General features: G+C 37.7%; 15 protein-coding genes. 4 read left to right on the top strand and 11 right to left on the bottom strand.

What is annotated here, in order from left to right; genetic code table 11:
• Positions 1–548 precede the first annotated feature (548 nt).
• From BUA71_RS10500 to BUA71_RS10485, 4 genes are all read left to right on the top strand, one after another.
• Positions 549–2,918: a TonB-dependent receptor gene (locus BUA71_RS10500; protein ID WP_072879491.1), complete on the top strand. Its 2,370-nt coding sequence runs from the start codon at positions 549–551 to the stop codon at positions 2,916–2,918.
• Positions 2,919–3,126: 208 nt separating this feature from the next.
• Positions 3,127–4,371: a DUF4374 domain-containing protein gene (locus BUA71_RS10495; protein WP_072879490.1), complete on the top strand. Its 1,245-nt coding sequence runs from the start codon at positions 3,127–3,129 to the stop codon at positions 4,369–4,371.
• Between the two features lie 166 nt (positions 4,372–4,537).
• Positions 4,538–5,743 (top strand): PepSY-associated TM helix domain-containing protein, encoded by a 1,206-nt coding sequence (locus tag BUA71_RS10490; RefSeq protein ID WP_072879489.1) that lies wholly within the window; start codon positions 4,538–4,540, stop codon positions 5,741–5,743.
• A 44-nt stretch (positions 5,744–5,787) separates the two neighbouring features.
• Positions 5,788–6,507 (top strand): hypothetical protein, encoded by a 720-nt coding sequence (locus tag BUA71_RS10485; RefSeq protein WP_072879487.1) that lies wholly within the window; start codon positions 5,788–5,790, stop codon positions 6,505–6,507.
• A gap of 570 nt (positions 6,508–7,077) precedes the next feature.
• Here the strand turns inward: BUA71_RS10485 and BUA71_RS10480 are convergent.
• The 11 genes from BUA71_RS10480 to BUA71_RS10430 form a co-directional block, all read right to left on the bottom strand.
• Positions 7,078–7,911, bottom strand: a complete 834-nt coding sequence (locus BUA71_RS10480) for a capsule assembly Wzi family protein (protein WP_072879485.1) — start codon at positions 7,909–7,911, stop codon at positions 7,078–7,080.
• A gap of 148 nt (positions 7,912–8,059) precedes the next feature.
• Positions 8,060–9,010 carry a nitrilase family protein gene (locus BUA71_RS10475; protein ID WP_072879483.1) on the bottom strand — a complete coding sequence of 317 codons (951 nt, stop codon included), beginning with the start codon at positions 9,008–9,010 and terminating at the stop codon, positions 8,060–8,062.
• A 342-nt stretch (positions 9,011–9,352) separates the two neighbouring features.
• Positions 9,353–9,805 (bottom strand): protein tyrosine phosphatase family protein, encoded by a 453-nt coding sequence (locus BUA71_RS10470; protein ID WP_072879481.1) that lies wholly within the window; start codon positions 9,803–9,805, stop codon positions 9,353–9,355.
• A 10-nt stretch (positions 9,806–9,815) separates the two neighbouring features.
• A complete protein-coding gene (locus BUA71_RS10465) occupies positions 9,816–11,216 on the bottom strand; it encodes an MBL fold metallo-hydrolase (RefSeq protein WP_072879479.1) in 1,401 nt (466 codons plus the stop codon).
• A gap of 763 nt (positions 11,217–11,979) precedes the next feature.
• A complete protein-coding gene (locus BUA71_RS10460; RefSeq protein ID WP_072879477.1) occupies positions 11,980–13,095 on the bottom strand; it encodes an ATP-binding protein in 1,116 nt (371 codons plus the stop codon).
• 140 nt (positions 13,096–13,235) lie between these two features.
• Positions 13,236–13,685 (bottom strand): hypothetical protein, encoded by a 450-nt coding sequence (locus BUA71_RS10455; RefSeq protein WP_072879475.1) that lies wholly within the window; start codon positions 13,683–13,685, stop codon positions 13,236–13,238.
• Entirely contained in the window at positions 13,685–14,062 is a 378-nt protein-coding gene (locus BUA71_RS10450; protein WP_072879473.1) for a helix-turn-helix domain-containing protein, read from the bottom strand. The genes BUA71_RS10455 and BUA71_RS10450 overlap by 1 nt, the downstream gene beginning before the upstream one ends.
• A gap of 2 nt (positions 14,063–14,064) precedes the next feature.
• On the bottom strand, positions 14,065–14,589 hold the full coding sequence (locus tag BUA71_RS10445) for a hypothetical protein (protein ID WP_072879471.1): 525 nt from the start codon (positions 14,587–14,589) through the stop codon (positions 14,065–14,067).
• 101 nt (positions 14,590–14,690) lie between these two features.
• A complete protein-coding gene (locus BUA71_RS10440; RefSeq protein WP_072879469.1) occupies positions 14,691–17,684 on the bottom strand; it encodes a type I restriction endonuclease subunit R in 2,994 nt (997 codons plus the stop codon).
• Positions 17,681–18,901 (bottom strand): restriction endonuclease subunit S, encoded by a 1,221-nt coding sequence (locus BUA71_RS10435; protein WP_072879467.1) that lies wholly within the window; start codon positions 18,899–18,901, stop codon positions 17,681–17,683. Before BUA71_RS10435 ends, BUA71_RS10440 begins: the two co-directional genes overlap by 4 nt.
• Positions 18,902–19,060: 159 nt before the next feature.
• Positions 19,061–20,722, bottom strand: coding sequence for an ATP-binding protein (locus tag BUA71_RS10430; RefSeq protein WP_072879465.1), 1,662 nt, complete (start codon positions 20,720–20,722; stop codon positions 19,061–19,063).

The raw sequence follows: 20,722 nt of genomic DNA, 5'->3' as shown, positions 1-20,722 counted from the left end.
TTTATTTTCTCATTAAGATACAATTTCAGAAAAATAATACTGTTAAGGGAACGATAAAGCTGGACGGGGTAGCGGAATAAAAAAACGGAGAGAAGAAAGCAAAAAAATAAATTGACAATCATAACATTTAGGGTTCCATTTCAAATGAAAGAAAACTGTAAGGAATAGAAGTTGTTAAACTTAGATTCTGGCAGTTGAATATGTAAACACTTATCCACGAACTATACTGTACTTTTTGAAAAGATAGACGTTCTTACTTAATTAGGTTTGAGAGTTAGTCCTCACGTAAAAAGTTTTATTTGAAATAATCAAATGGGGGGAACACCAGAAACACCGCTACAAGTTAAATGTCACTATTTTTCAAAAATTAAAAATTGAGCGGGAAATAATCGTACGATTATCTTCTCTGATTCAAAAAAAGTTTTACTTTTGTTTTTAATTTAGAATAAGTCTTAATAAAAGAAAGGTTTTTTCTAAAAAAAAAGGAGCCATACAGCGGCAACTGTATGACTCCAGTAATCACTTTCTAACGGTAAAATTAAAAAGTAATGCAATATAGGAAATTGCTGGTTATTCTTGGGCTTCTATGTTTTAGGATTTCAATCTTTGCTCAGGCTTCGAATGAGATTTCAGGAGTAGTAAAAGATCAAAACGGAAACCCTGTTTTTGGTGCTACGGTAATTGTAAAGGATTATAATACCGGTGCGGTCACCAACGAAGCCGGTCATTTTCTCATAAAAGGTGACTTCCGCGGCCAATTAGAATTGGAAACTTCATTCCTGGGTTATAAAACAAAAAATACTAGTCTCGATCTAGAGGCCGAAAACCATACCGGTTTTACAATACAATTGGAAGAATTAGCAACCAATCTTGAAACGGTTAATATTTCGGCTAAATCCAAAATTCAACAAATTGAAGCCCTCGCTTATAATATAGACGTGATCGATGCGAAGAAATTGCACAATACTACTTTAGATATTGGCCATGCGCTAGATCGCGTTTCGGGAATAAGAATTAGGGAAGATGGGGGAGTAGGTTCCCGAATGAACCTTTCTATGAATGGTTTCCGGGGAAACCAGGTGAAAATTTTTATCGATGGTATTCCTATGGAAAACTTTGGTTCCTCTTTTCAGCTCAATAATATTCCCATTAATCTTGCCGAGCGGATTGAGGTTTACAAAGGCGTGGTTCCTGTAGGCCTGGGAGCAGATGCCCTGGGCGGCGCTGTAAATATTGTGACTAATACTTATGATAAAAACCATCTTGATGTTTCTTATTCCTATGGTTCTTTCAATACTCATCGCTCTAATCTAAACGCAGTGTTCGTCAACAAATCGGGTTTTACGGTTCAATTGAATGCTTTTCAGAATTATTCAGACAATGATTATAAGGTAAATGTAGATGTTGCAGACCTGCAAACCGGGGAATATTTCCCTAATGAGGAGGTGAAGCGCTTTAATGATGAGTACCATAATGAAACATTTATAGGGAATATTGGGGTGGTAAATAAACCCTATGCAGATAGATTGTTATTTGGAATTACCCTGGGACAAAATTACAGGGAAATACAAACCGGAGCGCGGCAGGTGAGTGTTTACGGCGAGCGTCATACACGCGGAAACACTATTATGCCCAGTTTTAAATATCAAAAGAAAAACTTATTGGTGGAAGGCCTGGATGTAAACCTTAACGCTAATTATAATTTAGGAAAAGAAAAGATTATTGATACGGTTCATCGCAGGTATAACTGGTTTGGAAGTTATGTGGATTATGACGGTCCGGGCGGGGAGCGTACTTATACCCACGCCGAATTTCAGAATAATAACGGGGTGGTTACGGCCAGTTTCGACTACAAGATAAACGAGGAGCACGCTATTTCCCTTAGTAATGTACTAAACACCTTTGATAGGGAACGTAAGAATCTTTTGAATACTGAAAATGATCTTTATGAACAACCTCAAAAGTCCAATAAAAATGTTCTGGGACTGGGTTATAAATTTGATAAAGAAGATTGGAGCATAACGGGTTTTGTAAAGAACTACAACCAGGTAAATATCTTTGAAGAAGCTTATAATCCCACGGGAAATTATGGTGATGTAGCTTACCGGCATAAAAAAGACCGTTTTAATGATTTTGGTTATGGCTTTGCGGAGACTTATTTCTTAACCGAAGATCTTCAGGTAAAAGCTTCTTTCGAAAAAAGCTACCGGCTTCCCGAACCTAATGAATTATACGGCGATGGGGGGATATTATTTGAAGGTAACACAAGCCTGAAACCAGAGAGCAGTTATAATTATAATCTTGGTGCCAGTTACTGGTTTAACTTTAATAACCTTCATCAGATTAACTTAAGCGCCAATGGTTTTTATAGGGATTCCAGGGATTTTATTCGCCCGATATTAAATCAAAATCAGGTGCTTCAGGTGATGGACAACCTGGCCGATGTGACCAATTTAGGAGTAGAAACCGAAGTGCGCTATTCTTTTAAGGATAAACTTTCTGCCGGGGCCAACCTTACTTATCAAAACCTTAGAAATAATACTAAATATGTAGGGGGACAAACAAGCGAGAGCGTGGTGTATAGGGATCGCATTCCCAATATTCCTTATTTCTACGGAAATGCAGATGCCTCCTATAATTTTAAAAGTCCTTTAAATAAATCCCATCCGGTAAGTGTTGGGTACAACCTGTTATATGTACACGCCTTTTATTTGTACTGGCCAAGCCTTGGAAATACAAAACTCGATGTGCCAGAGCAGGTATCTCACGATATGAATATTACCTACAATTTTGGCGAAGAAAGCAATTTTCAGCTTACCGTAGAATGCAGGAATATTTTTGATAAAAAACTATACGACAATTTTAGCCTACAAAAACCCGGTAGAAGTTTTACCGGTAAAATTAGATACTCCTTTTAATCACTGGCGATAGCCAGGGATTAAATTAACCGGGGCTTGTTTGGAAATAAAAGGATCTTTTAGGAAGCATAGTCCCGGGTCTAGGTTCTTGATTACTTTAAAATTAAAGACCAATGAAACCAGTTTGTTGCTGAACTCAAAACAGACACAACGCACAAGAGAATGACAAAAACCATATTATTCAAATTAATACTTTAAATATAAACCAATGAAAAAAATCAATTTATTCAATCTCGTAATTTTAGCACTTTCCCTGGCGGTAGTAGGATGTAGCTCTGATGATGACACAAATGTCGATAATGGGGGAGGGGAAAACGAAGCCCAGGCCAGGTATGTGATTGCAGCCACTCCGGTTGCTTCAGAAGGGGTAGCCGATTATTTATTAACAGCTAATAATCTTTCAGAAGGAAGCATTAGCACTGCCGGAAACGGTATTGAGCAAGATGGGACCTATCGCTACTATGTGACCAATAATAATAAGTTTTTTAGTCTTCTTTATGGACAGGGAAATCCCGGGGCGGTCACTACTTATGAGCTTGGGGGAGAAGGTACACTTCAAATGCTTTCAGATTTCCAATCGGAAACCGTACAGGCCTTTGCTCCTGTAAATGAGGACGTATTACTAATGAAAATTTCAAGAAATGCTGATGCTCCCGTGGCCAGTTGGTACCGTTTGGATACAGAAACCAGCCAGTTTGTTGACGAGGGACAAATTAATACGGCAGCGCTTGCGCCAGAAGGAGAACAGGCTTTTTTTAGCTGGCTTACCCAGGTAGGAGATAAGGTATATGCACCCTTCTTTACCGTAAAAGCTTGTTGTAATGATAGCTTTGGAACTTCTTATCCAGATCAATCCTGGGTGGCCGTTTATTCTTATCCAGAGATGGAATTGGAGACTATTATTGAAGATGACCGTACCAGTTTTATTGGCCGATACTTTACCAATGGACTTAGTGTAGATGAAACCGGAGATGCTTACGCATTTTCTTCGGCAGTAGCGGTAAGCAACGGAGATTTTAGCTCTACAAAACCTTCTGCGGTAACCCGTATTAAAAATGGAACAACAGCATTTGATGAAACCTATTTATTTGATCTGGAAGAAGCCTCTGGAGGATATTATGTGACCGATCATGTCTATGCCGGAAACGGAAATTTTGTAGTGTTTATGAATAAAGAAAAAACATCTGCCTATGCCACAGGAAATTCCCTGGCGGTAATTAATGTGTATAACAAAACTTTTGATTGGATTAGTGGGATGCCAGATGCTGAAAACATCACCAGTATAACTACAAATAATTATGTAGGGGAAGATGGGATTGTAAACATAGGAGTCACTACTAGAGAAAGCAGTTTTGTTTATAATATAGATATCGCTACTGCTGCCGCTTCACAAGGCCTGGAAGTACAGGGCGGAAACATAACCGCAATAAGCAAACTAGACTCTGCAAAATAATTTGAATAGCCATATGTGACTGTCTAAAAAGTACTTTGAGTTGTCATTGCAGGGAACGAAGCAATTTACAACTTATTGGAAATCAATAAGCAGGTTACTTCACTTCGTTCGTAAGGACGCTGAATCTTACTTTTAGGACAGTCACATTTAAATTAATAAGAATATTATGGAAGCTACTTCTCCCGCCAAACCGAGAAAAAAGAAGAAGAAAAAACGAAAAAAACCACGCTCCTATTTTTACCGTATCTCGGCGTGGCTTCATCTTTGGCTAGGGTTAATTTCGGGTATAGTGGTCGTAATTGTAAGTCTTACCGCAGCAATATTAACTTTTGAACAGGAAATTAAGAATGTTACGGAGCCTTTTCAAAATATTGAATATAATGAAACCGATGAGTTTTTGCCTCCTTCCAGACTTAAGAACGCGGTAATGGAAGAGTACAGTTTTCCTTCGGTTTACTCGGTTGTTTATAGGGGAGCAGGGAAAAGTGCTTTAGTTCCATATTATGCCAATAGGACCAATTACCAGGAGGTTTATGTTAATCCTTATACGGGAGAAGTGCTACATAACCGTAAGCTTAACGACGATTTTTGGAGAAGCATGATCATAGGGCATTATCAATTGTGGTTACCCAGAAGTATTGGGAAACCTATTGTTGCTTATGGTACCCTTATCTTCGTTATTGCCTTGCTTACAGGCCTGGTGTTATGGTGGCCAAAACGATGGAACAAAAGAACCAAAGAGGCTAGTTTTAAAATTAAATGGACTGCAAAATTTAAAAGATTGAATTATGACCTTCATAACGTGTTGGGTTTTTATTCACTTTTAATTGCTTTAGTGCTTGGGCTTACCGGAATGGTGTATGGAATGCAATGGTTTTCAGACGCGGCTTACTGGGCTGCTTCGGGAGGAGAAAACAGGAATACTAAATCACTTATTTCAGACACTACCGCGGTTAGTACTACCAATTTACCCGAGGAGGATATACTGTTCCAGAATGTAATGCAAAGCGGAATCGATCCCAATGATAATAGTATAAACATACAGTTCCCCAGGGGGGAAACTGGGGTTTGGAACGTGGGGATTAATCCGAGTTTTGAAACGAGATGGCAGTCTATTAATACTTCTTATAATCAAAATTCTTTGGAAACGCTTAAAGAGGAACCCAGGTTTCCTGAACTGAATGGAGGCGACCAACTTATGAAACTGAATTACGATTTGCACGTAGGTGCTATAGGAGGTATTTGGACAAAGATCATTGCGTTTTTAGTCTGTCTAATTTCGGCAAGTCTCCCTATCACCGGTTTTATTGTTTGGTGGAAGAAAAGTAAAAATAAAAGGTTTAAAGCCTTAAAATTTCCAAGTTATAAATAGAAGGAATAAACTTTTTAAATTCCTTCGCGATAAAATTAATAAATATGAAAAATATAAAATCATTTCTGTTGGCCTTTGCGCTAATGCTTTTAAATATAACATTTGTTCAGGCTCATGCTTTGGTAATAGATACCGGAAAAGCGGGGGAAATTGGTAAAAATCATGAAGTTCGGGTTTATTATAGCGAATTTGAGGACAGAAGCTTAGAAAAAGTAGCCGATTGGTACTCTAATGTAGCAGATTTTCAACTCTGGCTCGTAAAGCCTACCGGAGAAAGAATTCAGCTAAAAACCGAAACCGGTGATGACGTTTATCGAGCTAATTTTACACCTAAAGAGCAAGGAATACACCGTCTGGAGATAAGCCATATAGCTGAAGATCCCGGTGACGGGACCGATTACCAGTTTAATGCATTTGCACAGGTAATTGTAGGGAGTAAAAAGGAAACATCAGTCGTTACGGCAGAAAGTCCAGAGCTTATATTGCTAGAGGATTTTGAAAGTAAGCAACCAGGGAAAAAACAACTCAAGACATATTTTAAAGGAAAATTAAAGGAGGGGGTTACAGTGACAATTTTTTATCCTTCCGGAAAGACCGAAGATTTAAAAAGCAATGTAGCAGGAATTGTTGAGGTAGATTTTTCAGAAAAAGGAAACTATTTTTTTGAGGCCACGACCTACCATCCGGAAGAAAAAGGGAATACCCAAAAAGCCCCGTATAAATCGGTTTGGCGCGTTGCCACGCAAAAATTGGTGCAGGAATAATGTGATTCTCTTAATCTAATCCTAACTTATTACCCGTATTTGATTACTCGATAATTGAGATTATAATGCTACGAAGCTTGTCTCGAAATCAAAATAATACTCCTACTATCTATAATACCTCGTGGGCTTCCCCCCGGGTAGTTTATTTTAAGGATAGCTGGAAGATAAATTCAGCAAAACCTTCATAAAAATTAAAGTTTATGAAGGTTTTTCATTTATTGAAACTAATTGTTAACTCACGCATTTAATCTAGTAAAATTTAACCAGGTAATGATGCACTCAAACTCGTTTATTTTATGCTCTATTTGCTCATAATTTCCATAGCTGTACTTCGATTAATGCTCAGCGGGACAATTTGATTTATTATAGAGTTATAGCCAGGACCTTACTTGCATATTTTTATGAATTTCAGTTTGAATAGGGGACAGGGGGAAAGTGGTAAACTATTTAAGCTTTAGGAAGAAATAAGTGCTAAAATTGCTTTCTTACCTGCAGGCCAACTCCATAAATAGGATTTGCAACATTATTAACCTCTATTCCAATTTGTGCATCTACATCAATAAAATTACGTCAAATTCCCAAACTAAACATGCCTGCGAAAACCTCACGAGATGGAGTATAATATGTTCCGTGGCGGCCGTCTTTATAGATATAGCTCAATAATAATTGATAGGGATAAGTTTCAAAATAATTAAAAAATTGTCCTGAAAGCCCAATGTGATGTGCTACAAACTTATTACCAATTACAGCATCTTGCTTCTCGTCATAATCGAAGAAAGGTAGTCCTATAATTCGTCTTTGGTTGGTCCAGCCAGATTGATATATAGCGTGATTAAAATAATCTTCATTTTGGAAATTAGAGTTAGCGAGTATATTTTGGTTTCGGGTATAGTAAAATTCATATAAAACTCCATTCACCAGCCTGCGGTCCGTCCTGGAATCTAAAAATACCGAGTAGCGACCATCCGGAAGATTGGAGAGTTGTCCACCCTGCAAAGTCTCAAACATATAATTATAAGTAAGATTGAGGTCCCAATTGTCTTTTAAGGACCTCTGAAAACTAAATTCATACATCCCCAACTGATTAGCGAAGCCTCCTCCAAAAAACATTTTAATATAACTTTTAAAATTGTTTGGTTGCGAACCATTTGTTGGGGAGTCCCCGGCCCATTGTGCTGCGTGGTGAAACCCAAATTTTAAGGCTATATCTTCCCGGGGACTCGTATAAATTAATTTAAGATATTTATAATGTAGCCTGGTATCTGCAACAAACCTATCGTTGCCCATTAAATATTCATTCCAGGAGGCCTCTAGTGCAATCCCATCATAAGGAAATATCATCACGGGGCGATTCGTCTTAAACTGAATCCCCGGCATTGGCCTGGCATTTAAAGACCAAATCATGTTATCGTTAGTGGCGCTAAGACCTCTTAATTTTTAGTCCTCCTGTTTAAGTCCTGCGACTACTTGCACAACCGATAATCTATAAGCAAAAGTTAGTTGGCAGCCTTTAAGTTATCACTCGTTTACTCAATTATGCATTAGCATTTGCTCAATCTTTGGCTTTTTCCTTCTTCAACCATACCGGGCTCGTGTCCGATTCGTGATTTTGACCAATTATATCTTTATAAAGTTCCGGTCTGCGGGCCTTTTTGTACCTATACCCCCCTGAAAGCTCAATTTTTTCTTTTGTGATTTTTGAAGTTGTTATTTGATTTTCAAAAGATTTTATTTCAGAAAGAACCTCTCCATAAGGATCAATTATCATTGAATTCCCATTTTTGAGTTGTTCTCCGTCATAGCCTATCGGGTTCGTAAAGGCATAATAAACCCCGTTATCGTAAGCTCTTGCAGGCAACCAACGCATTAACCAACGCCTACCTTTAGGACCGTCAAATTCCATTCGTAATGAAACAGGGTCGTTTTCACGATTTTGCCAATACTTGTCTGCCACATAGTCTCTGTGAGGCATAGCAGAAGGCGTGCAGCCTGTAACATGGGGTGCGAAAATCAATTCGGCTCCCAGGAGGCTTGTCGCTCTTACATTTTCTATTACATTATTATCATAGCAGATCAAAATTCCGCACTTCCAACCCAAGAGATCAAAAACGCAATATTCATTACCGGCAGACATATACTTATTAATAAAAGGATGCAATTTCCGGTGTTTCGCAATTACCCCATCCCTTGTAACACAGATATAGGTGTTGAATATTTTGTCTCTAGATTTTTCTACCAGGCCTGCTAAAATCGGGATGTCCAACTCTTTGGAAATGGCAATTAGTTCCTGTGTGCTTTTTCCATTAGGCACTTCCTCTGCTAAATCGGTTATTTCTTTTTTGCTTAAATCCCTAGTGTAGGTATAAGCGGTAATCGACATTTCGTGAAAACTAATTAGATCGGCTCCTTCAGATTTAGCTTTTTTTGCGAGTTTATAAATTATGGATAGGTTGTATTTTTTATCTCCGTCTTTGGGTTGAAATTGCGCTACCGATATGTTCATAAATTAATGTATGTTCAGTTTTATTTTGCTGATGATGCTATTTTGTACATCTCTAGATTGCCGAAAATTTTTAAGCATCTTTTTCAGATCAAAATAAAAGATAGCGATTTAATTTCAATTGATTAATTTGGTTCTCTTGCATCTTCCCTATTAAGCTAGGCTATACAAACCCAATGCAAAACATGATTTTGGGTCATATTCTCCAGGTAAACGAGAGGGTAGAGGGTTTTAAGCCTTGCAAGCCACGGAAATGAGAAATAGCCGGAGGTACGTGAGGCCAAAAGTACCGCAGATTGAATACTCCTTTCCTGGTATATTTGAGAGCTGTTATTCTAATTGCTATTAATGTTCGTTTACATATTTTTTAAGGAATTTTGCTAATTCTGGTACATCACATTCAAATCCCATATTTTCAGCTTCTTTAATCACATCTTCTCCAGACATGTTTTTTTGACACCCAATATGCATCATAACGAATGCTCCCGAGCGTTTGCCAGATTTACAATGAACTACTATGGGTTTGGGTAGGTTTTCAAGTTCTTTTCGGAAATCATCTACCATAGCTTCAGAAAGGTTGTCTTTGGATACCTGGAATTGACGATATTCTAGATTGTTGGTTTTTGCCAGTTCCTTCTCTTGCTTAGAAGAAACATTTTGGTCTTCATCATCGGTCTGCAAATTAATAACCGATTTAAAATCTTTTTCAGCAAAGATTTTAAAACTGTTTTCATCGGGGTCAAAAGTTGCCACCGAAATTTCATTATTAACGTTCTTAATATCCTGGTTCTGGTTCATAATTTATTTTTTAATTATTTTTATTTTCAATAGGTAAATCAGCAGCTTTCCACGCCTTAAAACTGCCTGGAATACTATGAATTTTTTTAAATCCGTTTTTTTGTAAAATACTGGCTGCAATGCTAGCTCTATAACCGCTGGCACAGTACACGGCATAGGTTTCTTCTTTCTCTAATGTGTTGATCTTATCTAATAGTTCTCCCAGAAAAATATGCGTTGCACCTGGAATATTGCCTTCTTCCCATTCTTTTTTCTTACGTACATCAAGTGGTTTATATTGTTCTTTCTTTTGATTGAGTTCCTGCACGCTAAGTTGGGGTAATTTTTTAATTGGCTTGCCAGATTCCTGCCAGTTGCGCATACTCCCTCCCAGGTAGCCTCTTATATTGGTATGTCCCGTGTGCCATAGTAAAGTCACCACTCGTTCCAAATTTGTGTCTTGCGGCATAACCAGTAAAATGGGAGCGTTAGTATCTATTAGCCATCCGGTCCACACCGATAATATGGAGCGTTGTCCAATATTAAGTGCGCCCTCTATATGACCCCCGCCAAAAGCCAGCATATCCCGGGTGTCTATTAGCACAGTGTCTTTATTATTCATTTCCTCTTCAAACTGTTCTACATTTAAGGAACGCACCTGCGGGGTATGACCAAATATTTCCGGTCCCTGAGTGTTGAGTTTTTTCATTTTTGGATAATGAGAGGGTACAGGAGGCGCATTATCCTGAATAGCTTTTTTAAATTCATCGTAATCCTCCATTTGCATAAACGGATTATGTTTCTTTTCATATCCTATCGTACTATGCATACGGTCACCTATATTGGGACCACAAGCTGAACCTGCTGCATGGCAGGGGTAAATAATGATCTCATCTCCAAGTTTACAGAAAAAATTACGCATGGTGTTGTAAAGAGCCCTGGTTAGTTCTTCCGTCTTTTCATCGCCCAGTAAATCTGGCCGTCCTATAGAATCTACGAACAAAGAATCCCCGGTTAATACACCCCAGGCTTTTTCCTCTTCTGTGCTAGATACTAAATAGGATAAATGTTCAGGAGTATGGCCGGGCGTATGTTTTGCCTGTAATTTGATTTCACCAAATTCGAACTCATCCCCATCGCGAATAGGTTGATGCTCAAAATCATAGGAAGCACCACCCTCAACGCTTACATACAGCTTAGCACTTCCTTTGCAGCGGGCTACTAATTCCCGCGCACCGCTCAGGAAATCGGCATGAATGTGGGTTTCAAAAACATGGGTAATACTTACACCATATTTTCTTCCCTTTTGAAGGTAAATATCGGCATCGGGACGCGGGTCAATTACTGCCGCACAGCCTGAACTATCGTCACATATAAAATATGAAACTTGAGCAATGCCCTCGGTTAATATAGGTTCTAATCTTATAGCCATAGTTATTTCTAAATTAAAAATTATATATTCAAATAATGTTAAAAAAGATAAAAACCTACCGGGAACTGTCTGAGGTGCGCGGTATTAACTATGGGAAAGGAGTAAGGGGTTCTTCGGTAAACGCCTTGAATTTATGAGGAGCAAGGTGGGAGTAAGAGTGATAGTTCTGAATTTAATTGCTGAATCCTGCCCAGAGGGTTGAGAATTCAACAAAAAATCCGGTCTATACTACAACACCGGTTTTATTCAGGAATCGCGGTATCGGTTTTTCAAAAAAGCGCCAGATCTACCTTTTATGTAGTTTGTACTTATATTACCTTCTTTCTTAACTAAATTGCTGTTATGATATCCTGGTTAATTTTAATCATTGCTATTTGAACAGGAGTTATAATTTTTAGATAGACCGCAACTTTCATCTAGCCACAGCTTTTGAGAATGATTTGAAAAAACACTTGAAGGTTGTACCTAAAATAAAAAAGCCGACTCGTTAAAGTCGGCTTAGCCTGGTGGTACTCGAGGTGGGAGTACTTTAAATTTGGCTTAGCCTGCGTTTTTAGAGCCTTTCGCATAGACCATTTTGGAGTGCTCCCGAATTAGACACCTTTAACTAAAGTTTAACTATTCATGAGCCTGGATTTTATAGTAATCTATACCAAATTGCATTAAAATAAACAATTGGGCGGTAAAGATTACTAAGGCCTGGTTTAAGAAACCTGACAGTACTACAAGATAAAGCGAGTGAATGTTACTTTACATCAAAGTTTTACTTCAAAAACTCCCTAAAATTATCTCTGTTAATGATATTTACCTTGGCATCGTAAGCTTCTAGAAAAGTCTTTGGAATTTTCACCTTATTTTTTGGATTCCATTTAATTTCAAAACCTTTCAATTTTCCCGCTTCCTCTTCAATATAATCAATTTCCTGTTGCTGTACAGTTCTCCAAAAATATCCTTTAGCTAAAGAGTTATTGTAAGCCCGGTATTTTAGACGCTCAGAAATTAAAAAATTTTCCCATAAGTTACCTTTATCCTGCCTATCATTCATTGGACTTAAATCGCCAACTATCATATTTCTAACACCGGTATCATAAAAGTATATTTTTTGATTGGTTTTTATTTCATTCCGTAAATTCTTACTGAAGCTTGTAAGTTTAAATATTACAAACGCCTGGCAAAGAAGATCTATATAAGTTGCTACGGTTTTTTTATCGATACCCAGTAATTGAGCTAATTCGTTATAACTAACTTCACTGCCAATTTGAAAAGCAAGAGCCCGCAGTAATTTTTCTAAAACCTCTGGTTTACGAATTCCGCCATAACTCAGAATATCTTTATATAAATAGCTATCGGTTAATTGCTTTAAAATATCCTTTTCTTCTCCGAAATTATTAATCACATCAGGGTACATCCCGTATATTACTCTTAGTTCCAATTGCTGTTCTGCTTTAAGAAATCCTACATTAGATTCAAACTCTCCCCAGGAAATAGGATACAACTGGTATTCCCATTTTCGGCCAGTTAGAGGCTCTTGAGTTTGATTGTTTAATTCGAAGGCAGATGAGCCGCTAACCAGTAGTTGAACTGATTTTAATTGATCTGTGATCAACTTAAGTGTAAGCCCAATATTATCTATACGCTGGGCTTCATCTATAAAAACGGTATTATGACTCCCAATTATATTTTTGAGTTGTTCTAAGTTGGGGTTTGATAGGAGTTTTCTAACGGTTGGATCATCTCCATTTAAGAAAAGATATTCTTCCCCTTTCAATAATTTATTAAAAAGTGTAGTTTTGCCAACTTGTCTGGGACCAATTAAGAAAATCGCTTTACCTGTTCCAAATCGGTTTTTGATGTTACTTTCTAATACTCTGTTAATCATATTCAGGGATTGTATTCCCCAAATATAATGATTTTTAGGGATTGTATTCCCCAAATATTATATTTTAAATTCTTTCACTATAATTTAGAAAATAATCTGCTGGTAAAATGTGCAGTCCTATAATCGTTTGGAAATTATTGTTATTCTCCGTTACGCTTAGTACCTAACATTTTTATTGGTGAAATTACTGGAAGTATCACACCCTGAAAATTTGTACTGGCCAGGCGCTCATAAAGCATTCCTCTAGCCGTTGAAAAACTAATACCTAATAAAGTAGCGATTAAGTTTCCGGAAAAGCGCGGCGTATTATCTTCTATAATATCATAGAAATTTTTCAAATTTTGTATTTTGAAATGAAAATCTATTTCCAAGTCCAACTGATTTCCGTCTTCTTTTTTTTGCTGATCAGATAAATTTATTAATAGTTTTATTCTAATCCTTTCATCTTTTAAATTATGAGCAGTTTCATGAGCTACATCAATATCGTAAGATGGATTCTGAGGTTTTTTCCCTTCTTTGATCTTACTATTTAAAATCTCTACATGGAAAAGCTCGATTTCCTCCGGAATTATAGGAGCGTTCTTACTCATTATATTGCATCTTGATATTCTGAGTTTTCCTCATAATTATTAATATCTTCTTCCAAACCATCACCCTTTACAGATCCTAAATACACATATTTATACTCTGTTACCGGTTCAATGCTTATTAGGTCTATATCTAAAGCAACTTCCATTTTGATAATACTTTTTAAGGTTAGATTATGCAGGCCAGATAACCATTTAGAAACCTCGGAAGGTTTTTTATTCAACATTGCAGCAAACTCTTTTTGCTTAATACCTCTTTGGTTTAAAATGACCTGGACTTTATTAGAAATTGCCAGATTACGTTCTGTCAACTTTTCTATTTCCGGATCACCGTTCTCTTCTAACCAGTTATCAATAATATTATTCTTAGGAAAAGTCATAATCAAAGCTCTAGTTTAAAATCTTGTTCAAATTCAATTTGTGTGAAGTCATCAATCCATCGGATTTCTTTCTCTTCTAATGCATCTTGTATTGCAGCGGTTAATTTATTTGCCAAATGGAAGTGGGGTGATACATTTGGACAATCTTGAGCATAACGGGATGTTTTAAGGTCTCCATTGAATAAAAATACAACGTTTTCATTAAGCCTGAAAGTGTATAACCTAAGCATATTACTGGATTTCTTTCCTTTTTCAATGTATGCCGGTTCTCGTTTAACTCCTTTAGGCGGTAATGCAGAAGTATCTGCAATTTTTGCTTCAGATCTAAAATGATGGATTTGTGCACCATATTTAATTCCTATAATTTTAATCCAAGAAAGGATATGATTAAGCTTACTCTTGTTTGATTCCGTTTGAACTGCCACAAATTCTTCAAACAGGGATAGACTATTATCATTAAGCACAAGAGAATAATAACTTACCTTACTATATCTTGCTATAGGTTTTATATGTGCAAATATATTCACTTATAAGTTAATTGTAAAATTTTTATTCACTTTTAAGTTAATTTTAATTTTCAAAAATAATATTTATTCCTAATACTTCTCAAGATAGAATTAATTTATTTCTAAGCCTCCACAGGCCAATCTTTATACTGCCCCTCGGCTTGCTCAATCACTTCTTTTAGTAAATTATCCAATTCTGAAAAAGGTACTTTTCCTCTAAGCTCTTTTTTAACCGCCAGGCGTATTGCTGCCCTAGCATCTTCTTTCTTCGTCCAATCCAGTTGCAGGTTTTTCTTTACAGAACTCACTACTTTATGAACTAAATCCTGAATGGGACCGGCTTTATTCAAAATTTTCTCATTGGCTGAAAGCAAATCGTAAAAGGCCAGTTCATCTTCGGTTAAACCGAGTTGCTTTGTCCTTATATCGTCCTGCTGAAACTCATCGGCTATATCCAGGAGATGCTTAATCGCTGCTATGGAATCCAGGCTGTTTTTATGATAGTTGCCCAATACTTTTTCAAGCTCGTCGCGAAGTCTCCTGGCTTTTTTAATGTTTTTGGGCATTCTTACTTTTAGCTCATCATTGATAATTCGTCGCAGAAGCTCGATTTTTACATTTTCATCCCCTTTTTCTTTTACGGTAGCCTGAAAGCGATCATCGATAATGGAGATATCTATCTTATCAAGATCATACATTTTCGCCAGATCAACAATTTCCTGGGATTCCAGCGATTTACTGATAAGGTCTTTGATTCGCTCATTCTTTTCCCGTTGCGGCCTGGGCGGAAACTTAATCTTTCTGATGGTTTTCCTTATTTTCTGGATAATCGCCACCTCATCCTGAATTTCCCATATACGTTTATCTGAACTGGTCATTGATACTAATTCCGATAGTTTTCTTTCTTCCCGCAGGAAGTTGTCGGTCACGGGATCAGACTGTAACAAATCATTAATTACTTTCTTTGACCACTGCAACTTTTCGCGGTCATCCAGCTGGACGATTTCCTCCATACTAAAACCGCCCATCAGCTCTTTTACCGTTTCGAGTTGCTCGAAACATAAGTTTACGGCAAGTTCAATATCTACTGCCGGTTTTCCTTTTCCTCCTCCTGAAGTATATTTTTTGGTAGCTTCTGCCAGGTAACCGGAAATTCCTATAAAGTCAACTACCAGTCCGCTGGGTTTGTCTTCAAACACACGGTTTACCCTGGCGATGGCCTGCATCAAATTATGGCCTTTCATAATCTTATCAACATACATCGTATGGATAATTGGCGCATCAAATCCGGTAAGCCACATATCGCGTACTATGACTATTTTTAATGGGTCTTTGGGATTGCGGAAGCGTTTTTTAATAGCTTCCATAGCCTCTTTGGTGCGAATGTGCTTATTCCATTCCGGCGGATCATTACTGATATTTCCGGTCATAATCACCGCGATTTCAGGGCAGCCATCCAAAGCAGTTAAGGCATCATACATTTTTACGCAATTACGCCTGCTCATACAAACCACCATCGCCTTTCCTTCCAGCGTAGCCGTTCTTGCCAGGAAATGCTCCAGGATATCCCCGGCCACTTTTTCTACCCGGCTCTGTGCTCCTGCCGCATCTTCTACGGCAGCCCAAACCGCCTTTGAAGGATTGTCTTCATCGTCTTCAATTTCGTCCAGCTGGGCAGAATAAGCCGCTTTAATATTTAGCGGAACCATCTTTGGCTCGTAATAAATAGGCACCGTGGCGCCATCTTTCACCGCCTGTTCTATATCATAGCTGTGCAGGGTAGGGCCAAACACCAATTGTGTATCGGCATCTTTGCTATCTAAGGGCGTACCGGTAAACCCGATAAAGGAAGCATTGGGCAACGCGCGTCTTATATTTTGAGCAAAGCCACCATCGTGAAAGCCGTATTGGGTACGGTGTGCTTCATCGGCCATAACGATAAGGTTGTATCTTTCTGAAAGTACGGGGTGCGCGGTTTCTTTTCCTGTTTCCAGATCTTTTAAACGGAATTTCTCAATGGTCGTAAAAACCACCCCGCCACCATCTGTACTCAATAAACTTCTTAATTCTTCAGTAGTGCGGGCGTGGTGTACATCGCCCACCAAATCTTTGGCCAATACAAAATTTTCATATAACTGCTGGTCGAGGTCTGACCGATCTACCTGGATCACGATTGTAGGATTTTTCATTTCGGGCATTTGGCGCAAAATCCCGGTTAGGATGGCCATCGAAATACTTTTTCCCGAGCCTTGCGTATGCCAAATTACGCCCAGCCGACCATCACCCTTAGGTTTAATATTTTCTACCGCACTTTCCACCGCTTTTTGAATGCTCCAATACTGATGATATTTCGCGCCTTTTTTGAGGATTTTTCCATTGTGGTCTTCGTGGAAAATAAAATTTTGAATGTAGTTTAAAAGGGTGGCTTTTGGGAAAAGTCCGTTGAGCAAGGTTTCCAACTGAAGCTCGGTTTCCTGTTTTATATCATCGCCCCTCAAACTTTTCCAGGGGGCAAACCATTTTAGGGAAGAACTATACATTCCGTGCAGGCTTTGCATTCCGTCTGAAATAATAGTTATCGCATTAAAATCGAATAGCTGCGGAATATCCTGCAGGTAATGGCCAATTTGCCGGTGGGCGTTATCTACGCCAACCTCGGCATCGAACATATTTTTGAATTCAAAAACGATAAGCGGAAGGCCGTTTATAAAGATCACCAAATCTGCCCGCCGACTGTTTTTGCCGATGACTTTTACTTCATCGGAACAGATAAATTGGTTTTGCTCCGGGTCGCGGTAATTGATGGGGTAGATATGTTTGGCCAGTTCCTTGCCGTTTTTATCTTTCCAGGAAACCGAAATTCCCTGGGTTAGTTTACGGTGAAAATCACGGTTGCGGTGGTCTAAATCCATCCCCGAATGTTGGGTGAAACTGGCCAGGGCTTCATTGATGGCGGTAGCCGGAACATCGGGATAGGTGGATACCAGGAAATCCCTCAACTCCTTTTCCAGGACTACCTTTTTAAGGTCCCGGTCTAAGGAATTTCCCTTCCGGTGCCGGTAGCCCAGGTCTTTTAGATATTCAATTGCCGCATTTTGAACCGTAATTTCTATCATAAGACTTTAGATAAAGTTTTTTCCGTATCCTTTACCCGGACTTCCCCGTTGATGAGTTTTGGGAGTAGGGTGTGGCGTAAGGATGTTAGAGTTTGGTTTTCTTGATAATTGGAATCTTGGTTTAATAAAAGAGGTTTAAATAAATTTAAAAATTGCCTTTGAGTTTCTTTTGGTGGAATTTGAAGTAAGACATCATTTAAGTCTTTAATGGTAATTTGAGGTTGCGCTGATCCAGTTCTCAAAAAATCCAAACCTTTTCTTTTTAGCGAGAAAAAAAGTATTAAGTCGTCGATTAGTTCCAGATTATTCTCGATACAAATCGATAAATTGGTTAAAAAACATTCTTCCGTAGTTATTTTCACATCACCAGTGCCTCCAACACCACGTGCTACAACTATTACTTTACCCTTTTTACAATTGGATATAGGATAAAACCCTACGTTTCTGTATCCAGAATAGATAGGGATACCTTTCGTTTGTTTTAGATTCTTTTTTGACATTTTTCCATAAAAAATATTACCTAAATCTTTCAAGGTTTTTACTTCCCAACCCTTCGGAATTTTCCCTAATTCAGAATCTACAAATTGCCCACGCTGAAAAGGCCCAAAATCAACAAACCAATGTTTGTATAAAGCCATAGCCATTTCTTCCAGGGTTTTGTTCATCTGGAGATTAAGTTCGATTTTATCATCCAAAGCAGAGAGGATGGAGGCGATGGATTTTTGTTCTTCTAAGGGAGGAAGTTTTAGATCGATGTTTTTTATTTGGGCTGGGGAAATATTTGCCTGATTTGCACTTCCGGTTGCATTTAAGGCTAAATTGTAATGTATTTCATATCTATTGAGGAGATGACATAAATATTCAAAATCGGCTTTTTCCTTATCTGTAATATAAATTTTCCCTGCTCTTTGATTTAACAGTGATATTTCATCAAGTCTATACCTTCCCATTTTACCAACAGCCGAACTCATAACATTAACCGTTGACCCGGTCATAGATATGAGGAAATCATTCTTTCTTAGAATGTATTTTTTCAGTTTGGCTGTAAGTTCACCAGTATAATATCCTGCTCCTTCTAAGGTTACATTTGGAGGAACTATATTCTTAATTTTAATAACGGGAATTCCAGTTTCCCCCAGTTCTTTAGATTTAAAAGCAAAACCATTCTGAATATCAGCGATTTCTCCAAGTTTATATGTTTTCCAGTTTTCCGGCATAAATTTCTAATCTTTAACCCTATTTTATTCTATTTTGAATATCAGATTGAAAAAATGGTCTCCATTAAAACTCTATCTTATTATCTGAGCTCTATTGTTGGTCTTTTAGAACATCTATTTCTTTAATCACCTGTTTTAAAGGGTTTAACCACTTCTATTTTAATTCTCTATGTTGTTTCTATTTTTTTTTGCCAACCAGTATTTTCTGTAGGTTTTGTCCTTTGTATGCTCTAACTCTCCTTTTCTCACCATTTTATAAATAATTTTTCTTATATCTTCAATAGGAACTTCTTCTAAGCGCTTTCTTATTTCATTGGCCTCACTTCTAGGATATCTTTCTAAATCTTCAATTATTAGTGCTTTGAGTCTGTGAGGTTCGATGACTTTCAAAGTAGGTTTAATATTGATCTTAGAGTTTTTTAGAAGTTTTGGATTTATAAGGTATTCCGTACCTTTTTTTATTCCTCTACTTATCAATATTCCTTTTTCCAACAGTTTTCCTATATAAGATCTTACTCTCTCTTCATCGTTAAGTTGAAGTTCTCGTGTTAATTGAGTCGTTAAGACTTTTTTGTGTCTGGCAACTATACCTAAAGCTATCAATTCCTTTTGGGAAAGTGGGTAGGATTTGGCTATGAAATCCATTAGCAAAACAGCTTCTTCATCTAAAATTTTTGAAGATTGTGAAACCGTAGTGGAATTAAAATCTGAAATCACTTCAGGGTAAGGTTTAGAGTCGCGACCGGTAATTTCATAAATTAGGTCATAACCGCTTCCTTCTCCTTCCATTAACTTAAGATCGTGCAGAATGCGAATCAAATGAGGATTACGGCGATTTGTAGTGTGAAGTATATTGTCTTTGGTGATCCCCAAAGGAAGTCCCCCTGGATTGGTGATTTCTAATCTATTCGGATATACACGAATAAAAATATCACCTGAAATAGTATAACTTTTATGAGCAATTGCATTTATTAGTAACTCCCGAATAAGTCGACCATCATAATGCCTGATTTTATTTCTAAAAAAACCTTGTGGAAATTCATCAAAATAACCCAACTCTATTGCTTCTTTTTCTATATCGAGCAGAAGATCCTTCGGATTTTTGGTGTTATCAGTCCAATCCACCTTCCTCACTTTTTTCTCTAATTCATCGTACACGATATATTGGACCGTAAGTGGATAAACTATTCGGCTTCTTTGTTTGAAATCCCCTAACCAGAGAATTCCAAGGTTGGTAAGTTTTCCATCGATTACAAGATTATAATGTTCGGCAATTTCAATATCGGACATTTCTTTTACAAATGGTTTCACCCGGTCTGAATTTCTAATCTCATCCCCCAACCATAGCAAAGAACCTTCAGGAATTTCAGACACTTTGACGTTTCGAATTTGAAGTTCCCATTGGAAGGCATCCTTTTCACTGGCAAGTCTAACTATATCTTCCCCTCGCGCCGGTTGACATTGATCTCCAATTCTGATAAATATCTTACCCTCAGATGTTGTAGCAATAGATTTTAGTGTAGGATGTATTGCAATAGAAAAAAATTCACCTCCGTTTTCGTGGACTTCTTTGTCATTTAAAGAAATACTTACATTAAAGCACAAATTACGAAGACGAGAAACAGTGGTATTCATTATTGAATCAGGAATCTTTTGGTCGCTTGGAGGCATTTTACTCTTATCCTCTACACCTATGATTATATTCCCTCCCTGGGTATTTGCAAGACAAACACAAGTGATTGCAAGTTCTTTCAACCCCGAACTCCCTTTTGTTACCTTTGCCAGGCTTTTATATTCAATAACTTTATTTTCCTCTTGCAT

The sequence above is a fragment of the Salegentibacter echinorum genome, assembly GCF_900129445.1.
GTDB classification, from domain to species: Bacteria; Bacteroidota; Bacteroidia; order Flavobacteriales; family Flavobacteriaceae; genus Salegentibacter; species Salegentibacter echinorum.
This window is presented reverse-complemented; position numbering and strand designations above follow the sequence as displayed.